Annotated in this window: 14 protein-coding genes and 1 pseudogene; 5 read left to right on the top strand and 10 right to left on the bottom strand. The window is 60.6% G+C overall.

Annotated elements, in window-relative coordinates; genetic code table 11:
• Positions 1–61: 61 nt before the first annotated feature.
• Positions 62–808 (bottom strand): GntR family transcriptional regulator, encoded by a 747-nt coding sequence (locus BN1233_RS51365; protein WP_048710714.1) that lies wholly within the window; start codon positions 806–808, stop codon positions 62–64.
• Between the two features lie 616 nt (positions 809–1,424).
• Between BN1233_RS51365 and BN1233_RS34200 the strand changes: the two genes are divergently transcribed.
• Entirely contained in the window at positions 1,425–2,738 is a 1,314-nt protein-coding gene (locus BN1233_RS34200) for an aspartate aminotransferase family protein (protein WP_046868105.1), read from the top strand.
• Between the two features lie 900 nt (positions 2,739–3,638).
• On the opposite strand, the gene BN1233_RS50700 is transcribed toward BN1233_RS34200, so the two are convergent.
• The 7 genes from BN1233_RS50700 to BN1233_RS34165 form a co-directional block, all read right to left on the bottom strand.
• The gene (locus BN1233_RS50700) at positions 3,639–3,761 is read right to left on the bottom strand and encodes a hypothetical protein (protein ID WP_280139510.1); all 123 of its coding nucleotides are present in this window, start codon (positions 3,759–3,761) and stop codon (positions 3,639–3,641) included.
• A 312-nt stretch (positions 3,762–4,073) separates the two neighbouring features.
• Positions 4,074–5,066, bottom strand: coding sequence for an aminotransferase class IV (locus BN1233_RS34190; protein ID WP_046868104.1), 993 nt, complete (start codon positions 5,064–5,066; stop codon positions 4,074–4,076).
• Between the two features lie 166 nt (positions 5,067–5,232).
• Positions 5,233–6,537, bottom strand: a complete 1,305-nt coding sequence (gene hisD, locus BN1233_RS34185) for a histidinol dehydrogenase (RefSeq protein ID WP_046868103.1) — start codon at positions 6,535–6,537, stop codon at positions 5,233–5,235.
• 82 nt (positions 6,538–6,619) lie between these two features.
• A complete protein-coding gene (locus BN1233_RS34180; RefSeq protein ID WP_046868102.1) occupies positions 6,620–7,888 on the bottom strand; it encodes an NAD(P)/FAD-dependent oxidoreductase in 1,269 nt (422 codons plus the stop codon).
• Positions 7,889–7,897: 9 nt separating this feature from the next.
• Complete coding sequence (locus BN1233_RS34175; RefSeq protein WP_082145825.1) at positions 7,898–9,676, bottom strand: ABC transporter permease subunit; 1,779 nt, start codon at positions 9,674–9,676, stop codon at positions 7,898–7,900.
• Between the two features lie 12 nt (positions 9,677–9,688).
• Positions 9,689–10,780, bottom strand: coding sequence for an ABC transporter ATP-binding protein (locus BN1233_RS34170; protein WP_046868101.1), 1,092 nt, complete (start codon positions 10,778–10,780; stop codon positions 9,689–9,691).
• 4 nt (positions 10,781–10,784) lie between these two features.
• Complete coding sequence (locus BN1233_RS34165) at positions 10,785–11,864, bottom strand: ABC transporter substrate-binding protein (protein WP_048710710.1); 1,080 nt, start codon at positions 11,862–11,864, stop codon at positions 10,785–10,787.
• Positions 11,865–11,953: 89 nt separating this feature from the next.
• On the opposite strand from BN1233_RS34165, the gene BN1233_RS34160 reads away from it, so the two are divergent.
• Positions 11,954–12,304 (top strand): RidA family protein, encoded by a 351-nt coding sequence (locus BN1233_RS34160; protein WP_046868223.1) that lies wholly within the window; start codon positions 11,954–11,956, stop codon positions 12,302–12,304.
• Between the two features lie 21 nt (positions 12,305–12,325).
• Here the strand turns inward: BN1233_RS34160 and BN1233_RS34155 are convergent, their stop codons facing one another.
• Positions 12,326–13,039, bottom strand: a complete 714-nt coding sequence (locus BN1233_RS34155) for a GntR family transcriptional regulator (protein ID WP_046868099.1) — start codon at positions 13,037–13,039, stop codon at positions 12,326–12,328.
• A 423-nt stretch (positions 13,040–13,462) separates the two neighbouring features.
• Between BN1233_RS34155 and BN1233_RS50875 the strand changes: the two genes are divergently transcribed.
• From BN1233_RS50875 to BN1233_RS34145, 3 genes are all read left to right on the top strand, one after another.
• The gene (locus BN1233_RS50875) at positions 13,463–13,942 is read left to right on the top strand and encodes a DUF6356 family protein (protein ID WP_342341689.1); all 480 of its coding nucleotides are present in this window, start codon (positions 13,463–13,465) and stop codon (positions 13,940–13,942) included.
• A gap of 150 nt (positions 13,943–14,092) precedes the next feature.
• A complete protein-coding gene (locus tag BN1233_RS34150; RefSeq protein ID WP_046868098.1) occupies positions 14,093–14,284 on the top strand; it encodes a nuclear transport factor 2 family protein in 192 nt (63 codons plus the stop codon).
• A gap of 12 nt (positions 14,285–14,296) precedes the next feature.
• The gene (locus BN1233_RS34145) at positions 14,297–14,518 is read left to right on the top strand and encodes an ester cyclase (protein ID WP_046868097.1); all 222 of its coding nucleotides are present in this window, start codon (positions 14,297–14,299) and stop codon (positions 14,516–14,518) included.
• Positions 14,519–14,672: 154 nt separating this feature from the next.
• Here BN1233_RS34145 and BN1233_RS50180 read toward each other — a convergent pair.
• Positions 14,673–14,911 (bottom strand): annotated as a pseudogene (locus BN1233_RS50180) (site-specific integrase); the annotation flags it as partial.
• Positions 14,912–15,244 lie beyond the last annotated feature (333 nt).

Genomic DNA, 15,244 nt, shown 5'->3' with positions numbered 1-15,244 from the left:
GACTTGGCGCGGGTCGATCCATTACCCGCAGCGACCAAAGATGTTTACTTTATGTCCCGGCTCATGGGAGAGCCGCGCCTTTCCAAAATCGACCTTTGGCTCGGGAATCTTGACTTTTTCCGGAACTCGCCTCGTTGGGATCAATACTAGCGAAAGGAATTTCTTTAAGTAGAAACTCAGCTGCACTATGAATCTCCAACTTTAACTCTGCGCATGCTGATTCCACATCTTTGGCCCTCAGGGCAGCAAGAATCTTCGGATGTCTCGTAATAGTCCCATACCGTGCAAGTAGAGCCCACCTCGCTTCCCAGAACAGAGGACTACGGCGGAGCCACACGTTTTCGATGAAACTGAGCAGCATGGGCGATTCGGATGCTTGATAAATCGTGAACAAGAATTCTCGATCGTTTCGCAATAACTCCTCTGGGTCACCTCGCTCACGCGCAGCGTTCTGTCTGTCAATACTGTCACTCAACAATTTCAGACATTTCGGACGTAGATTTGGGGCTGCAAATTGGACCGCGAGAGGCTCCAATTGAAGGCGGATCGCCGTAAGGTGACGGAAAGCCGTCTTTGACAATCTCGGTATTACTGCAGTTCCGGAGGGCAGAACGTCGAGAGCCTTCTCGCTGGCCAAGCGGAGCAGGGCCGTACGCACGGGCATCATCCCCATGTCGAGTGCTGCCGCCACCCTCCGTATAGATAGACGCTCGCCGGGCAGGAACGCGCCAGCCATCAATGCTCGGCGAAGTCTTCGATACGCCTGCTCGTCATTCGAGGGCGCCGTATCTCCGTCAGAATCTATCATCCCGCTCGAAACTCCGAGGTCAGTCCTGTGGGGCCGAAAGCTAGAGACCGAATCCAATCCAGCGATCTCTCTCCAAGGCAAGGCATCTGGATACAGAAAGCGGCTTTTAGCGACAGCTCTCTCCCCTGATGCAAGCCGGCGACCACGAGGGAGAGTCGCTTCCAATTTCGAAATACGAGCCCACTTGGTGACGCCGACAGTCAGCTTTGGGGAGCCAGGTTGAGCCTGGGCGCCAGACGACTGGCTCCGTCAGCCATAAAGCCCGGGCCGGGTTAAGCATTGAGAAGATCACAACAAAATCCTCTAGGAAACGGTGCTGACTTGTCGGCGTTTGCATCCCCGTCCGCCGATTCGCCCGCGGTTTTGCCCCTTACATTCTGTCCAGCGAACGCCAAACCGGTACTAACAGGTTTGTGCCGGTGAGCGCCTACACATAGAGGACGTCGCTCGGGTTCTCGCCCAATAAAACATCGTTCACGTCTCTGTCCCCTAGACCGACGAGCGCTGGCCGCGACCTTGGTAATCTGCCTTTCCGCACAATCATATTGCAATGTTTTGTGATCACATTATGGTGCGGAGAAGGATCCAAAGCTCGCGCTAATCGGAGTGCTTCTACATGGAAAATTCGCAGCTTTCAAATTCTCTCACAAGCCTCCGAGAGGCAATCAAGGAGGCGCATGATGTTTATGCCAGGAAGAGACCAAAAAGCGCAGAGTTAAGCACCAAAGCGCGGCAAGTCATGCCAGGTGGCAATACGCGAACCCTGCTAAGTTATCGCCCCTTCCCCACTGCCATGGCGCGCGGAGAGGGCTGCAGATTGCAAGACATCGACGGCAACGACTATCTTGATCTATGTGGCGAATATTCAGCGGGTCTGTTTGGCCATAGTGAGAGGACAATTCATGACGCGATTCGAGGCGCGCTTTCGAATGGCGTAAGTTTGGCCGCTGTAGGCGCGGCGGAAGAGGCACTTGCTCGCGGGATCTGCTCCCGTTTTTCTTCCATAGACAGGATCCGCTTCACAAACAGTGGCACAGAGGCCAACATCATGGCCCTGACCGCTGCCCGCGCGTACACACAACGCTCGAAAGTGCTGGTGTTTCGTGGGGCTTACCACGGCGGAGTTCTGAGCTTTCCAGTTTCTGGGCCAACAACTTCAGTCCCATTCCCCTTTCTTTTCGGCGACTACAACGATGTTGAAGGCACGCTTGCAACAATCCGCGATTCTGGATCCGACATAGCTGCTGTTATTGTTGAGCCAATGCTAGGCGCTGGCGGATGTATTCCGGGGTCTCCCGAATTTATCAAGGCTATTCGGCAGGCGACAGTCGAAACCGGATCTCTCCTCATTCTTGATGAAGTGATGACTTCCCGCATGTCTACAGGCGGCATGCAGAGGCGCCTTGGGATAAGCCCCGATATGACCACTCTTGGAAAATACCTGGGTGGAGGAATGAGTTTTGGCGCCTTCGGTGGCCGTAGGGAGATCATGGAGCTTTTCGCAGAAAGTATTCCCCATGCGGGGACGTTCAACAATAACGTCCTCAGTATGGCCGCTGGGACGGCGGCCTTGGAAGTTTTTGGAGATCAAGCGGCCAACGACCTCTTCCATCAGGGTGAAAGCCTACGAAACAGGTTGAATACTGCATGCTGCGGCACCGGGCTGATGTTTACGGGCTTAGGATCCCTCATAACCCCGCATTTCCGCCCGGGGCCGATCGACCGACCGTACAGAGCGCATGAACGCGAAGACCTCCTCCGGGAGCTGTTCTTCTTTGATATGCTGGATGCCGGAATTTATACCGCGCGGCGCGGCATGATAGCTCTGAGTCTCCCGGTCAGCCAATCGGATCTCGATTTTTATTTGTCTTCCGTTGTGGAATTTACGAAGAAGCGAGCTGGGATCATACAGCAAAGCGGTTTCGAGTAGACCCAGCCTCGAGATAGGCGGCAATGTCTGCTTTCTGCGGGAGTGCGACAAGTTAGATTCCGTAATCAACCGGGCACGGTAGCCTCGGCAATCGCGCCCAGTTGATGGGTGAGGCCGCCCATCGAAGAGCGGTCGCATGAGATACCATGGAGTCCCACTTCGTCGCGGACGACGTTTCGTTTGAGCAGCATCATCTGCATTGTGGACTAGCATGGGCATGTTGTCCGCGAGCTACTGGAGGATACAAAGCCAGAGGCGCTCGCGATGGCACGCCAGGAAATGGACGGCGCCTTTAACCGAGCCGGTTTGGAGGCAGGCGCTTTGTCTTGCCGGCTGTATGCAGGACTTACAGGAGCCGGTCTGCCTGTCTCACGCATCGGGATGCTGCGCCTTTGGGCTGCGGCCAAGACCATGCCGGTCAAGTCCGATTGCACCGATGCCCGTGCGAAAACGCAGGTAATCCCGACCGTCTGGTTCCGACACGTGCTCGTGAAATCGACGTTTTCCCAAGGGCTGCGGGCTCTGCTCACCGCACAGATGCTTCTGATCGGCAAGTCAGATTATATTGTGGCATCCGCAGGTTATTGCCGGGGTCTGGTCTGCAAGTCGGGCAGGTGGGCAAGCGCAGCTTCTCCAATCGCGTCCGAGAGCTTGCCAAACGTCTCCCGCATGGCCTTGTCATGGCTGCGGCACATCGAGAATCGGTCTGTTGGAGAGTGATGATGGTGCCAAGGGTGGCCCGTGAAGGCCTTGATCTTCTGCTTGATGGTCGACGATTGCGGCCTTCAACCGGTCGTGAGCGGCCGAAGCCCACTTTGGACTGGCGCCTCGCCTACATCAATTGGGTCAGGGGAACCGGATAAGCTGCATTCGCAGTCGCTCGACCTCAAGCTGCTTCGGCTAATCCTCCGGTGTCCAGAGGACCTGCGCCGGATCGGCCACAAAATGCTTCACCGATTTGGGCAGCACGTTCTCGTGGACCTCCATGTCCTGACCCAATGCTGCCTCTCGACCAATGATCAAGCGAGCGCCTCGACCTTGAACTCACGCCCGACCTTCCGTCGTCAGATAGGCAACCTCGGGCATAACAAACTACCCAATCTCGGTGCCAACGAAACCGATTGCTGTCCTAATAGAACAAACCGATCAAACTCTGCACGACTGACAGACACAAGATGAGGTCCGGATTGGTAGAGGGTCTTCGCCGTTCGCGGAGCCAGCACGAGGCCGAAACTCTTGCAAAGACGCGCGCCCTTTCGGTTCGGCAGACTGTCACAGTGGCACTGCGATCAGATTATTGGTGTCGGTCGTGGTGCGCCGGGCGTCTTGGAGCGATTATGCACACCCCAATTCCGCGACGAGGGTTGTGGGGATGGTGTAGTCGATGGGATCGCCGAGCCAGCCATCGGCGCGGCGTTGCCAATAGGCGCTATGGATCCTGGCAGTGAATGGCCCTGGGCCGTTGCGGATGGCCTTGGCGTCCACCGAGGTCACGGGCAGGACGCCGCCCGCTGTGGTCGTCAGGAAGATTTCGTCCGCATTCAACAAAGTCTCAATCGGCACGTCGGTCTCCTCGACGGGGATACCGAGATCACGGCAGATCTCCATGACTGTGCGGCGCGTCATGCCATCGAGCATGCCGGAGCTGGGCGTGAGCAGCTTGTCGCCCTTCCTGATGAAGATGTTGAAGCCCGGTCCTTCGAGGATGTTGCCGTTGGCATCCGACAGCACGACGGTTTCAGCGCCGGCGTCATAGGCTTCGAGCAGGCCCATTTCGAAGTCGAGCCAATGATAGTGCTTCACCATGGGATCGACCGAGGCCGCAGGCACACGATGGCGTCGGCTGACATGCAGGTGCAGGCCGCGCTCCTGTACCTCGGGCGTCGCGATCCAGACGTAAGGAATGCAAAACGCTTGGAAACGGTTGCTGCACAGGCGAATGTCGCGGCTGCCGATCGGCGGCCGACCGCGCGTCATGATGATTTGGACATACGCGTTGTCATAGCCGGCGGTGGCGATGAGCACATGGATGATGCGGCGGATCTCTTCCCGGCTCAGCGGTGAGGTCATGCGCAGCCGGTCGAGCGAGCGCCAGAAGCGGTCGAGATGGTCATCGAGCCTGAACAGGATCCCGTCCCAGGCCGAAATCGTTTCCTGACAGGCGTCGGAACGCAAAAACCCCCAATCGAGTAGCGGCAGCGTCGCCTCAGCGACCGGCACGATCTTCCCGTCGGTCCAGGCGGTGCCGGCGGCAAAGCGCGCCGCGACCGGCTCACGGCGTTTTCCGCGCGACGGCTCGGGCCACGATAAGAACGGAGCATCCGCCATATGTCGACTCCATAAGAACGGGTTTGAACTGATCATCGCAGCGCCAAGTCAGACGATTCCTGACCTGTCAGGTTGCGTCCGGGCTGGGGCCATGGCAGCCAGCGTCGCCGACCGTGATCCGAGCTGTTCGATCACCGACCCGGCCGCCTGCAACAGATTTTCGACATCATTCGGCAGCGGCGCCGTAGGGAACATTGAGGCCGCCGAAGCGCCTGATGCGGATATTGGCCTGTTCGGCATGGCCGACGAAGCCTTCCATTATGCACAGTCGCGAGCAGTGTTTGCCGATCATTGCTGAGGCCTCGTCGGTCTCCACGCGCTGATAGGTGCAGGTCTTCAGGAACTTGCCAACCCAGAGGCCGCCGGTGTAGCGGGCAGCCTTTTTCGTCGGCAGCGTGTGGTTGGTGCCGATCACTTTGTCGCCATACGCCACGGTCGTGCGCGCGCCGAGGAATAGAGAGCCGTAGTTCTTCAGGCGCTCGAGGAAGAAGCCCGGATCGGCAGTCATCACCTGCACGTGCTCCGACGCGATCCGGTCCGCCTCATGCACCATTTCGTCGTCGTCCTCGCAGAGGATCACCTCGCCATAGTCGTCCCAGGCTTTTCGGGCAATCTCGCGGGTTGGCAGGATCTGCAGAAGCCGCTCGATCTCGCGGATCGTGTCGCGCGCCAGTTTTTCCGATGTGGTCAGCAGGACGGCCGGCGAATTGACGCCGTGCTCGGCCTGTCCCAGCAGGTCGGTGGCGCACATCTCACCGTCCACCGTGTCGTCGGCGATCACCATGGTCTCGGTCGGCCCGGCAAACAGGTCGATGCCGACGCGCCCGAACAGCAGGCGCTTGGCTTCCGCGACATAGGCATTGCCCGGGCCGGCGAGCATATCAACCGGCTTGATCGTTTCGGTACCGAACGCCATCGCCGCGATCGCCTGGACGCCGCCAAGGCAGTAGATTTCGTCAGCACCCGCGAGATACTGGGCCGCCACTATCAGGGGAGCGAGTTCGCCCTGGAACGGCGGCGCGCAGGTGATCACACGGTCGCAGCCAGCGACCTTGGCGGTGAGCACCGACATATGGGCGGAGGCCAGCAGCGGATACTTCCCGCCCGGCACATAGCAGCCAACATTCGCGATGGGGATGTTCTTGTGGCCGAGGATCACTCCCGGCAATGTTTCGATCTCGATGTCCTTCACGGCGGCCCGCTGCGCCCGCGCGAAGTTGCGGACCTGCTCCTGGGCGAACTCAATGTCCTCGCGCTGCTGTTTGGTGAGGCTCTCGACGCAGCGGCGGACCTCCGCCTCGCTCAGCCGATAGGAGTTGCGGTCGAGCCCGTCGAACTTGTTGGCAAGCTCACGCACCGCACGATCGCCCCCGGCCTCCACCTGCGCGAGAAGCTCTTCGACCGTCCTCGTGAGCGCGGCATCTTGTGTCGAGTCTTCGCCCCTCAGCGCCGCTTTCAACCGCCTTGCCATGGTTCCAATTCCCTGTTTCTAACTGCTCAACCCCAGCGGCGCCACGATCATGAGGACGGTCATAAGCCCGTAGACGAGGGCCTCATCGGAGAAATCTCGAGGCGGCAAAAGGCTCGGGGTCGATCGTAGGCTTCTCGCCGCAGATGAGTTCGGCCAGCAGCTGACCACTCGCAGGTGCTGCCGTCAGACCGGAGTGGCCATGTCCGAAACAACCAAAGAGGTTCGGCTGCCCTGGGATCGGTCCGATGACTGGCAACCCATCGGGCGTAGATGGCCGGTGTCCCATCCAGTACACCTCCTCGTCGAAGGTCAGTGCGGGGAACAGGCGCTTGGCCTGGGTGACGAGAATCTTCGCCCGCTTGAGCGTGGGCGGGGCCTCGAGGCCGGCGATCTCGACCGTACCTGAGACGCGCAGACCTTCGGACATGGAGTTGAGCCCGAAGTAACGCGTCTTGTTCAGAATCGGCATGTTCAACCGGATCGACGGATTGCGCAGCATCACATGGTAGCCGCGCTCCGACTCCAGCGGGATCTTCACATCCAGAGTCGACAAGAGGCGCGCCGACCATGCCCCGGCCGCCAGGATGACCAAGTCCCCGTGATGGTTGTTCAGGTTAGTCATTAAGCTCCAGCGACCGCGATCATCACGCCAGAGCTTGACGACGCGCTCCCGGACCAGGACACCACCCTCCTGCTGGAACCTCTCGGAAAGCGCGTTCACAAGCCCTTTCGGATCGACAGTATGGCCATTCCCGGGGATGAACAGGCCATGCGAGATATCGCGGGAAATCCCCGGGAAATACTGGCGTATCTGATCCACCCCTAGAATCTCGGACTCGATGCCGAGATGGCTGCGGACCTCGTCCTCCAGGCTGCGTGTCGGCGGCTCGTTCAAGCCCTCCCAGAGATAGATCTGGCCGTCGCGGCGCGTCAGGCGGTCCATGGCGCTGCCACCGATGTTGTCGCGCCAGCCTTCGAGGGTCGATCTGTGCAGGGTCCGGAGCGCCTGCGAAGCATGGAATACCTGCGCCCGGGTGCCGGCCTTGAGATACTGCCACAGCCAAGGCAAAGCTCGCGGCAAATAGCGCGCCTTAACGGTCAGCGGCCCGAGCGGATCGGCCAGCCAACCTGGAACTTTCCAGATCATTCCCGGCCGATAGGTCGGGATCGCGGTGTTGGCACCCAGCATTCCCGAATTGCCATAGGACGCGCCGGAGCCGGGTTCGCTCTCCTCGATGACCGTGACCGATAAGCCGCGCCGCAGCAATTGGACCGCAGCGCTCAATCCGACCACGCCCGCGCCGATGACATAGACTTGGCGCGGATCCGATGATGATCTAGGCGAATTCATTTGAGTTCCTCACGCGCTGCGCTGACGCGACAGGCGCTCCGCAGCAATCACGAAAATTGTAACCAGGACCAGCAGCACGACCGAGACGGCCGCCAATGTCGGGCTGACCTTAAGCAGCGCATCGTCCCACATTTGCTTCGGCAGCGTCCCGAACAGACCACCAGTTACGAACAGGGCGATGGTGAGTTCGTCGAACGAGGTGACGAAGGCGAACAGGTAGGCTGCGATCAGTCCGTTCCGGATGAGTGGCAGTGTGATCCGACGCAGCGTTGCGACGCGCGATGCGCCCATGGTCGTGGCAGCCTGCTCGAGGCGCCAATCATGATGTTTCAGCACCGCCATCACGGTGATCGTGACGTAAGGCACTGACAGAACGGCGTGACCAACGACCAAGCCGATGGTGGTCCCAATCAAGCCCAGTTGCGCGAAGAAGTAGAACAGCCCAACGGCGGTCACGATCCGCGGCACAATCAGCGGCGCGAGAATGAGGGCAAGGATCGCGGACTTGCCACGCAAGTCGAAACGCGTGAGTGCGAAGGCCGCTGGCGTGCCGATGAGAACGGCGAGAAATGCCGACAGGCCGGCAACGATGAACGAGCGCGTCGCCGCACCCAACCATTGCGGCGATTCAACAATCTCGGCATACCACCGCGTAGAGAACAGGCTCGGCGGCCACTCGATGAAGGCGCTGGTCGAGAAGGACACGGGGATGAGGAACAGCGCCGGGCCGGCGAGGAAGACAAGAACCAGCATGCGCGTGGTCCAACCCAGCGATGCAGGCGCCCGGCGAAACCCGACTTTGCCGAGCCAGACTGCCACGGTGTCCGAGGCGCGTCCGGCCGCGGTGAGCACGACTTTTGTGTATTGCGTGGAAGGGCTGGCGGCGCCGGCGCGCGATGTCTCGCCGCCCGCCAGCGTCGACATCCCGACTAGGCGATCATAGACGAGGAAGATCACGATTGTCGCGGCGATCAGAAGCGCAGAGAGTGCCCCGCCGAAACCCCAGTTCATCATCTCCTGGATTTGCTGGATGATGAGTTGGCCGACCATGGTCTCCCTGGGCGAGCCGAGCAGGGCCGGCGTGATGAAGAAACCGAGCGCCGAGATGAAAACGAGGAGCCCTGCCGCAGCGACACCCGCAAAAGATAGCGGGAAATAAACCCGCCAGAAGATCGATCCGCCTCGGGCACCCATCACGGATGCGGCCCGTTCGAGATCGCGGCTGATTTTCTCGAGGACCGGGACGAGCGTCAGGATCGCCAGCGGCATGAGGGCATGCACCATGCCGACCAGGACGCCCGCGAGATTGTAGATCAGATCGAGAGGAGCGCCGGTGAGGCCGAGGCGCTGAAGGACGTCGTTAATGACGCCGTTGCGTCCAAGCAGCACGATCCAGGCGAAGGTGCGCACGAGGAAACTCGTCCAGAACGGCAGCAGGACCCATAGCATCAGCCTGGCCCGGCTGCGTGGTTCGGCGCGGGCTATCGCGTAAGCCACCGGATAGCCGGCGACGAGCGATACCACCGTGGTCCAAAACGCAATCTGCAGCGTCGTCCAGAGAATCGAGACGTAGACCGGAGACCCTAACAGCCGCCCATACTGAAGGAAGCTGATGTGCCCGGCTGAGTCGAGGAAGCTCAGCGCAAGGAGCTTGACGACCGGATAGACGAAGAAGATGCCCAGCAGGAGAGCGGTCGGCAGCAGGAGCGCCCAGCCACGCAAGTCGATGAATCGCATCCCGTTCGAGCCGGCGCGGCTGTGCGAGGATAAATTCAAACCGATGGTCATGCGGGTCCGCCTCTAGACCGCGTGCTGCGGCAGCACGATGCCGGCATCGGCGTCCCAGCCGATGCGCACACCTTCGCCCTCGCGCAGGTGGCAATCACTGGACGTGAGGAGAAGCGCGACGAGGTTGCCGCCGCCGGCTGGCTCGATCGAAATCCGCGTCAGCGCGCCGAGCATAACCGTTTCGCGAACGACGCCGGTGAGCTCATTGTCTGCCTTTTGGCCGTCCTCCATCAGCTTGAGACGCTCCGGACGCACCGCCAGAAGGGCGCCGCCGTGGCTCGGGCTGCTGTCGACCGTCCGTCCAACGAGGTTGGCCCCCGCTGACGTGGCGACCGATCTCAGCTCACCGATGGTCGGACCGACCGTGATCGGCAGCAGATTCGATTCACCAATGAAATTGGCTGCAAACGGCGTCCGCGGCCTGAAATAGAGATCGCTCGGCGTCCCGATCTGCTCGACGCGGGCATTGTTCATCAGGCAAATGCGGTCAGAGAGACCCATCGCCTCGTCTTGGTCATGAGTGACGTAGAGAACCGTGATACCGAGTTCGCGGTGCAGCCGGCGAATCTCGTTCTGCATATGCTCTCGGAGCTTCTTGTCGAGCGCACCAAGAGGCTCGTCCATCAGGATGATGGACGGACGGTACACCATCGCTCGGGCCAGAGCCACGCGCTGCTGTTGCCCGCCGGAGAGCCGTGCCGGCAGCCGATCCGCGAGATGCCCGAGTTGGACGAGATCGAGTGTCTCCCGCACCCGCTGCTCGATCTCACGCTTGGGAAGCTTCCGCATCTCCAAGGGAAACGCGACATTCTCGGCAACGGTCAGATGTGGAAACAATGCATAGCTCTGGAACACCATTCCGATGTCGCGGTCACGACTCGGCGCGTTCGTGGCCTCCCGCCCGTCGATCATGACCTCTCCCGAAGTCGGTATGATCAGCCCGGCAACGATCATCAAGAGCGTAGTCTTGCCGGAGCCCGAAGGCCCCAGCAACGTCAGGAACTCACCCTCGGCCAAATCGAAGGTCGCGCCTTCCAGTGCGCTAATCTGGCCGTATTGCTTGCCGACGTTACGGACAGACAGCTTGACTAACTTATCGACCATCTCCTCACCCGAGGAGCCAAGCGTTGAAGCGTTCCTGAACCGCATCCAGCGCGCCGGACCAATACTGCGTATTGACCTGGATCGCCGTCTTCATGTTTTCGGGCGATGTCGGCAATGCCTTGGCGCGCTCGGCATCAATGAACTTGTAGGCGTCCGGATGTACCGGGCCGTAGGACAGATGTTTGGTGAAGGCGGCCTGGCGCTCAGGGTCACGCGTGAATGCGATGAACTCGCGCACGAGATCGGCTTTGGGGCCGCCCTTGATCACGCAGAAGCCTTCTGTATTGAGAAGTCCCTGATTGAAGACGATCTTCGCCGGTGCTCCCTCGTCGATTGCAGCCTGGGCGCGCGCGTTCCAAGTCGGGCACAGATCCACCTCTCGCGTCTTCAACATCTGTGATGTCTGCGCGCCGCCGGTCCACCAAACCTGCACGTCCTTCTTAAGCCGGTCGAGACTCTTGAAGGCGCGATCCAGGTCGAGAGGATAGAGCTTATCAGCTGGCACACCGTCAGCCAGCAGCGCCTGTTCGAGTGTCTCTTGCGGCGACTTGCGCAGCGCGCGACGGCCCGGAAATTCGTTCACGTTCCAAAAATCGGCCCAGGATTCGGGGGCGGCTTTTCCACTGAATGCATCGGTCCGATATGTGAACACCGTCTGCAGCGCCAGAACAGGCATGAAGCTTGGCTTGACGAAGCGCTTCGGAATTCCGCCGGGGTCGGCCTTATGCTCTTCGAGCAGGCCGCCGGACTTGGAGCCCATGAGCACGTCGTGCACCATTTGGTTCACGAGCGCACCATCCCAGACGTAGTTCTTCGTCTCGACAATGCTCCGGATGTAGGCAACTGGATCATGCTGCCCAACGATCCCGACGACCTCAATGCCGGTCGCCTTTTTGAACGGCTCGTAGAATGCAAGTGTGAAGCCCGGCGTGTAGGGGCCGCCGGGATCGCGGACGACGATACGCCGCCCTTCCTGCGCCTTCAGTCCCCAGACCGCAGGCGCACAAATCGTGGCGCCCGCAGCGCCGGCGATGCGAAGGAAGTTGCGGCGCGACACGGTGCCATTCTGGTCAAACTTCATCATTTTCCTCCCTTGGGCTCATATGTTCTTTCTATCGTTGACATGTCAGATCTGACATGTCAATCGACGGCATCAACTACCGGAGTGATTACATGTCGATCCAGAGAAGCGGCACCAACAAGCGCCTGAGCAAACTCGTCGTCCATCGCGGCATTGCCTATTTGGCGGGACAGGTCGCCGATAACCTGGAAGCCGACATCTCGGTCCAGACGCGCGAAACGCTTGCCAAGATCGACACCCTGCTGGCTGAGGCCGGCACTGATAAGACGCGCATTCTGTCGGCCCAGATCTGGCTCGCGTCGATGGAAGACGCGCCGAAGATGAATGCCGTATGGGAGGCTTGGATGCCCGAAGGTAGCGCCCCGGCGCGTGCCACGGTCGGGGCGCCGCTCGCGACGGCACGTCATCTCGTCGAGATCAAGGTCGTCGCAGCGATCGATTGATCGCGCAGGCGCCTGCCCTCGTCACCTCGCGGCGGACATGCGAGCCATTGCCCGCCGCGTCCGCCGGCCGGTGATTAGTTCGGGAGCAGCCGCGAAGGCGGCGATTACCGCGTCCCGGCTGCGCTTGATCCCGTCCAGCGTTGTCCTGTAGGCCTCGTCCCGGTTGCCGCTGGAAATCGCCTCGATCATCGGCCCGTGGCCGCGCGACCAATCATCCGACAGCTCGCGCTCGCTGGCGCTCAGGTAGAGCACTCGCAGCGATTCGTCGTGGAGCCTCTCAACCGTCCGCGCTAGGCGCGGGCTGCCGCAAGCGCGGGCGATAGCAACGTGGAAGTCCCTGTTCGCTAGCAGAAAGCGGCGCTTCGCGAGCATGTCGGTGACGCGATACCGGATTGCGCAAGCCTTGTTGAGCCGATTGAGCTTCGATTCGGAGATCTTGCCGGCCGCGCGTGCCGCCGATTCCGGCTCAACGATTTCGCGCATCGCGAAGATGTCGAACACGTCTTCCATCGTCATCGGTGCCACGATGTGGCCGCTACGCGGAATACTCTTAACCCACCCGTCCTGACCGAGGCGCGAGAGGGCGTGGCGCACGGGGGCTTTCCCGACCTCGTAGCGTGCCGCGAGATAGCCTTCAGAGAGCTCTGCCCCGGGCGGCAACTCGCAAGAGATGATCGCCAGCTTCAAAGCCTCGTAGAGATGGTCATTAAGATGACCTTCCGCCGTATCTTGCAATGTCGGATCTCACAGTTCCACGGCCGACAGCAAAGACTGACATGTCAGACGGAATTCTAAAATAGTCAAATGGCACCATGTTGTGAAGCCTTGATGCCATGGCCTGATAGCAATTTCGGCGCGCCATTCAGCGATGCTTCCCGTCCTTCCAAACGAGAATGCAGGAAATATCGCTGAGGACCTGCAAGGCGTCAGAGAACGAGCTCGTCCTCGCGGGAGAATACCATCGCTGCCCCAAGCCCGTTCGCCAAGGCGGCCAGAAGATGCACGCTGGCGTTACCATCGTGCCCGGCTAGGCGAGCCGAGTATTCTCCCGGGTGTCCAGCGCTTGGCCACATACCACGAGCAGCGGGAGACTCTCATGCGGTTCAAGAACTTGTTCACCGACCATCCTGCGTCCGTGGGGAATCCTATGTCGAACATATGGGTGTTGCCCTGAGCTTTGCTGGCCCTCTGCTTGGGGCCGGGCTGGCGGCGCTGGTTCACCCCGTCCTGCCCTTCCTGTGCGTGACCACCGCGAGCCGCACCGTGAAACGGCTCCATGCCCGCATGATGAACCGCAGACTTCAGGCCGATCCACCCAAGGTGACCTGCTGGCCTGGGATCCTGGCATCTGATCCGGTCCGCACATGCCAAGGCCATCAGACCGGACCCGGGAGTGTGCACCCAAATGTGCCCGGAGACCTCCCGAAACCATCCATGATTATATTCAGTGGCTGTTTCGAGGGCGCCAGCTCGGATACGCGGGTCAGCGTCCTGCCGTTGCGACCGGCGAGGCCACGGCGCAGAGCGAGGCTCAAGCCGGGCCTTCATCCTCCTCGCGCTTCGCATGCCGCCCGATCTGGTGTCGGGACAGCACCGCAGAGACAGTTAAGCAGGCACCGTGAGATAGGCTTCAATTAGCTCGGCGAAATCACCGAACGTCAATTCATCCGGCTCCTGGCCGCGATCTTCACAGATTGCTGCCAACTGAGACTGAAAGACTGCAAATTCCTCCGCAATCTTCCGCCCCGCCGGGCTCTTGCAACCTGTTCGCTTCAAGGAAACAGTCGGATGTCGACAATCGAGGACAACAAGCGCATCGCCTGCAGATGGTTCGAACTCGTTACCCAGGGCAACGTCGAGGAGCTGTGCGCGATGACGGCACCAACCTGGACGATGCACGGAGGACCTCCGTCGCTGCCGGTCGGCCCGGACGGGATCCGGGCCCTGTTCGCCAGCTTCGGGCGGATTGATCAAACCTAGTCGATCAAGGACGTGATCGGCGAAGGCGATAAGGTGGCCGTGCGCGCGTGGAATAGCTGCCTCCAGGAGAGTTTCTTCGGCATACCCAGCCATGGCCGCCGCCAGGAGTTCTCCGCGACCTTCATCTTTCGGATCGTGGGCGGACTGGTTCACGAGACCTGGCGCAACGCCGACGATCTCGGACGGGTGCTCCAGCTCGGGGCGCGGATTGAGCTAGCAGGGGCCACTCCGTAACCCGTTTTGGCTACCTTGCCCCGGCCCCACCGAGCCCGTCGACTTTGTGTGAACGCGCGCGACGGCGACACCGAACGCCTTCAGCGAGCGTGGGGCAATGAGCCTAGTGTACTGGGACAGCAAGTGTTTATCCTGACGCCGGCGAACGCAGTCCGGCCACCTTGTTGAGCCTCTTCTCGATCTGTTTCCAAGAGGGCTTGCCTGCCTCCTTGAGGGAGACGACATAGGCTTCGCAGAGGTCGGCCACCGTGCCGGGGCGGGTGTCGCTCACATCTTAATGCCGCGACCCTTTTGGATTGCATCGGCGTAGTCGCGCTTGAACACCTCCCGCGCGCCGGCGAGCGTCATGGATGAGTAGTCGCCGATCTTGGCCTTGATCCGCTTCCTGTCCCGCGATCAACCATCGCCTTTCCCTTCCGCTCGTGCCGGCGACCGTCTTGGGGATGGCGCTGGGCCCGGGCGGGTTCGGCAACGGGTGGCGCGCCGCCAGGCGCTGGGGGGCACCGGCCCTCGTCGGGGAGGCGTTGTCGCTCGCCGCAGTCCTCCTGTGGTTTGTCTGGCTGGCGCTTTACGCGCTGAAATGTCGGGCGGACGAATTTGCGGGCCACCTCCAGATCACTCGCCTTCGTCTAAGGTTCGAACCCGTTCACCGTATTTCAGGCTATGACTCCTGAAGAAAGCGGCGGGCCTGACAGTGCCTCTTGAGCACTTGAAGGGGCTAAAGCG

Source organism: Microvirga massiliensis (assembly GCF_001006805.1).
GTDB lineage: Bacteria > Pseudomonadota > Alphaproteobacteria > Rhizobiales > Beijerinckiaceae > Microvirga > Microvirga massiliensis.
Note: the sequence above shows the minus strand (reverse complement) of the source record. Positions and strands in the feature narration are given on the sequence as shown.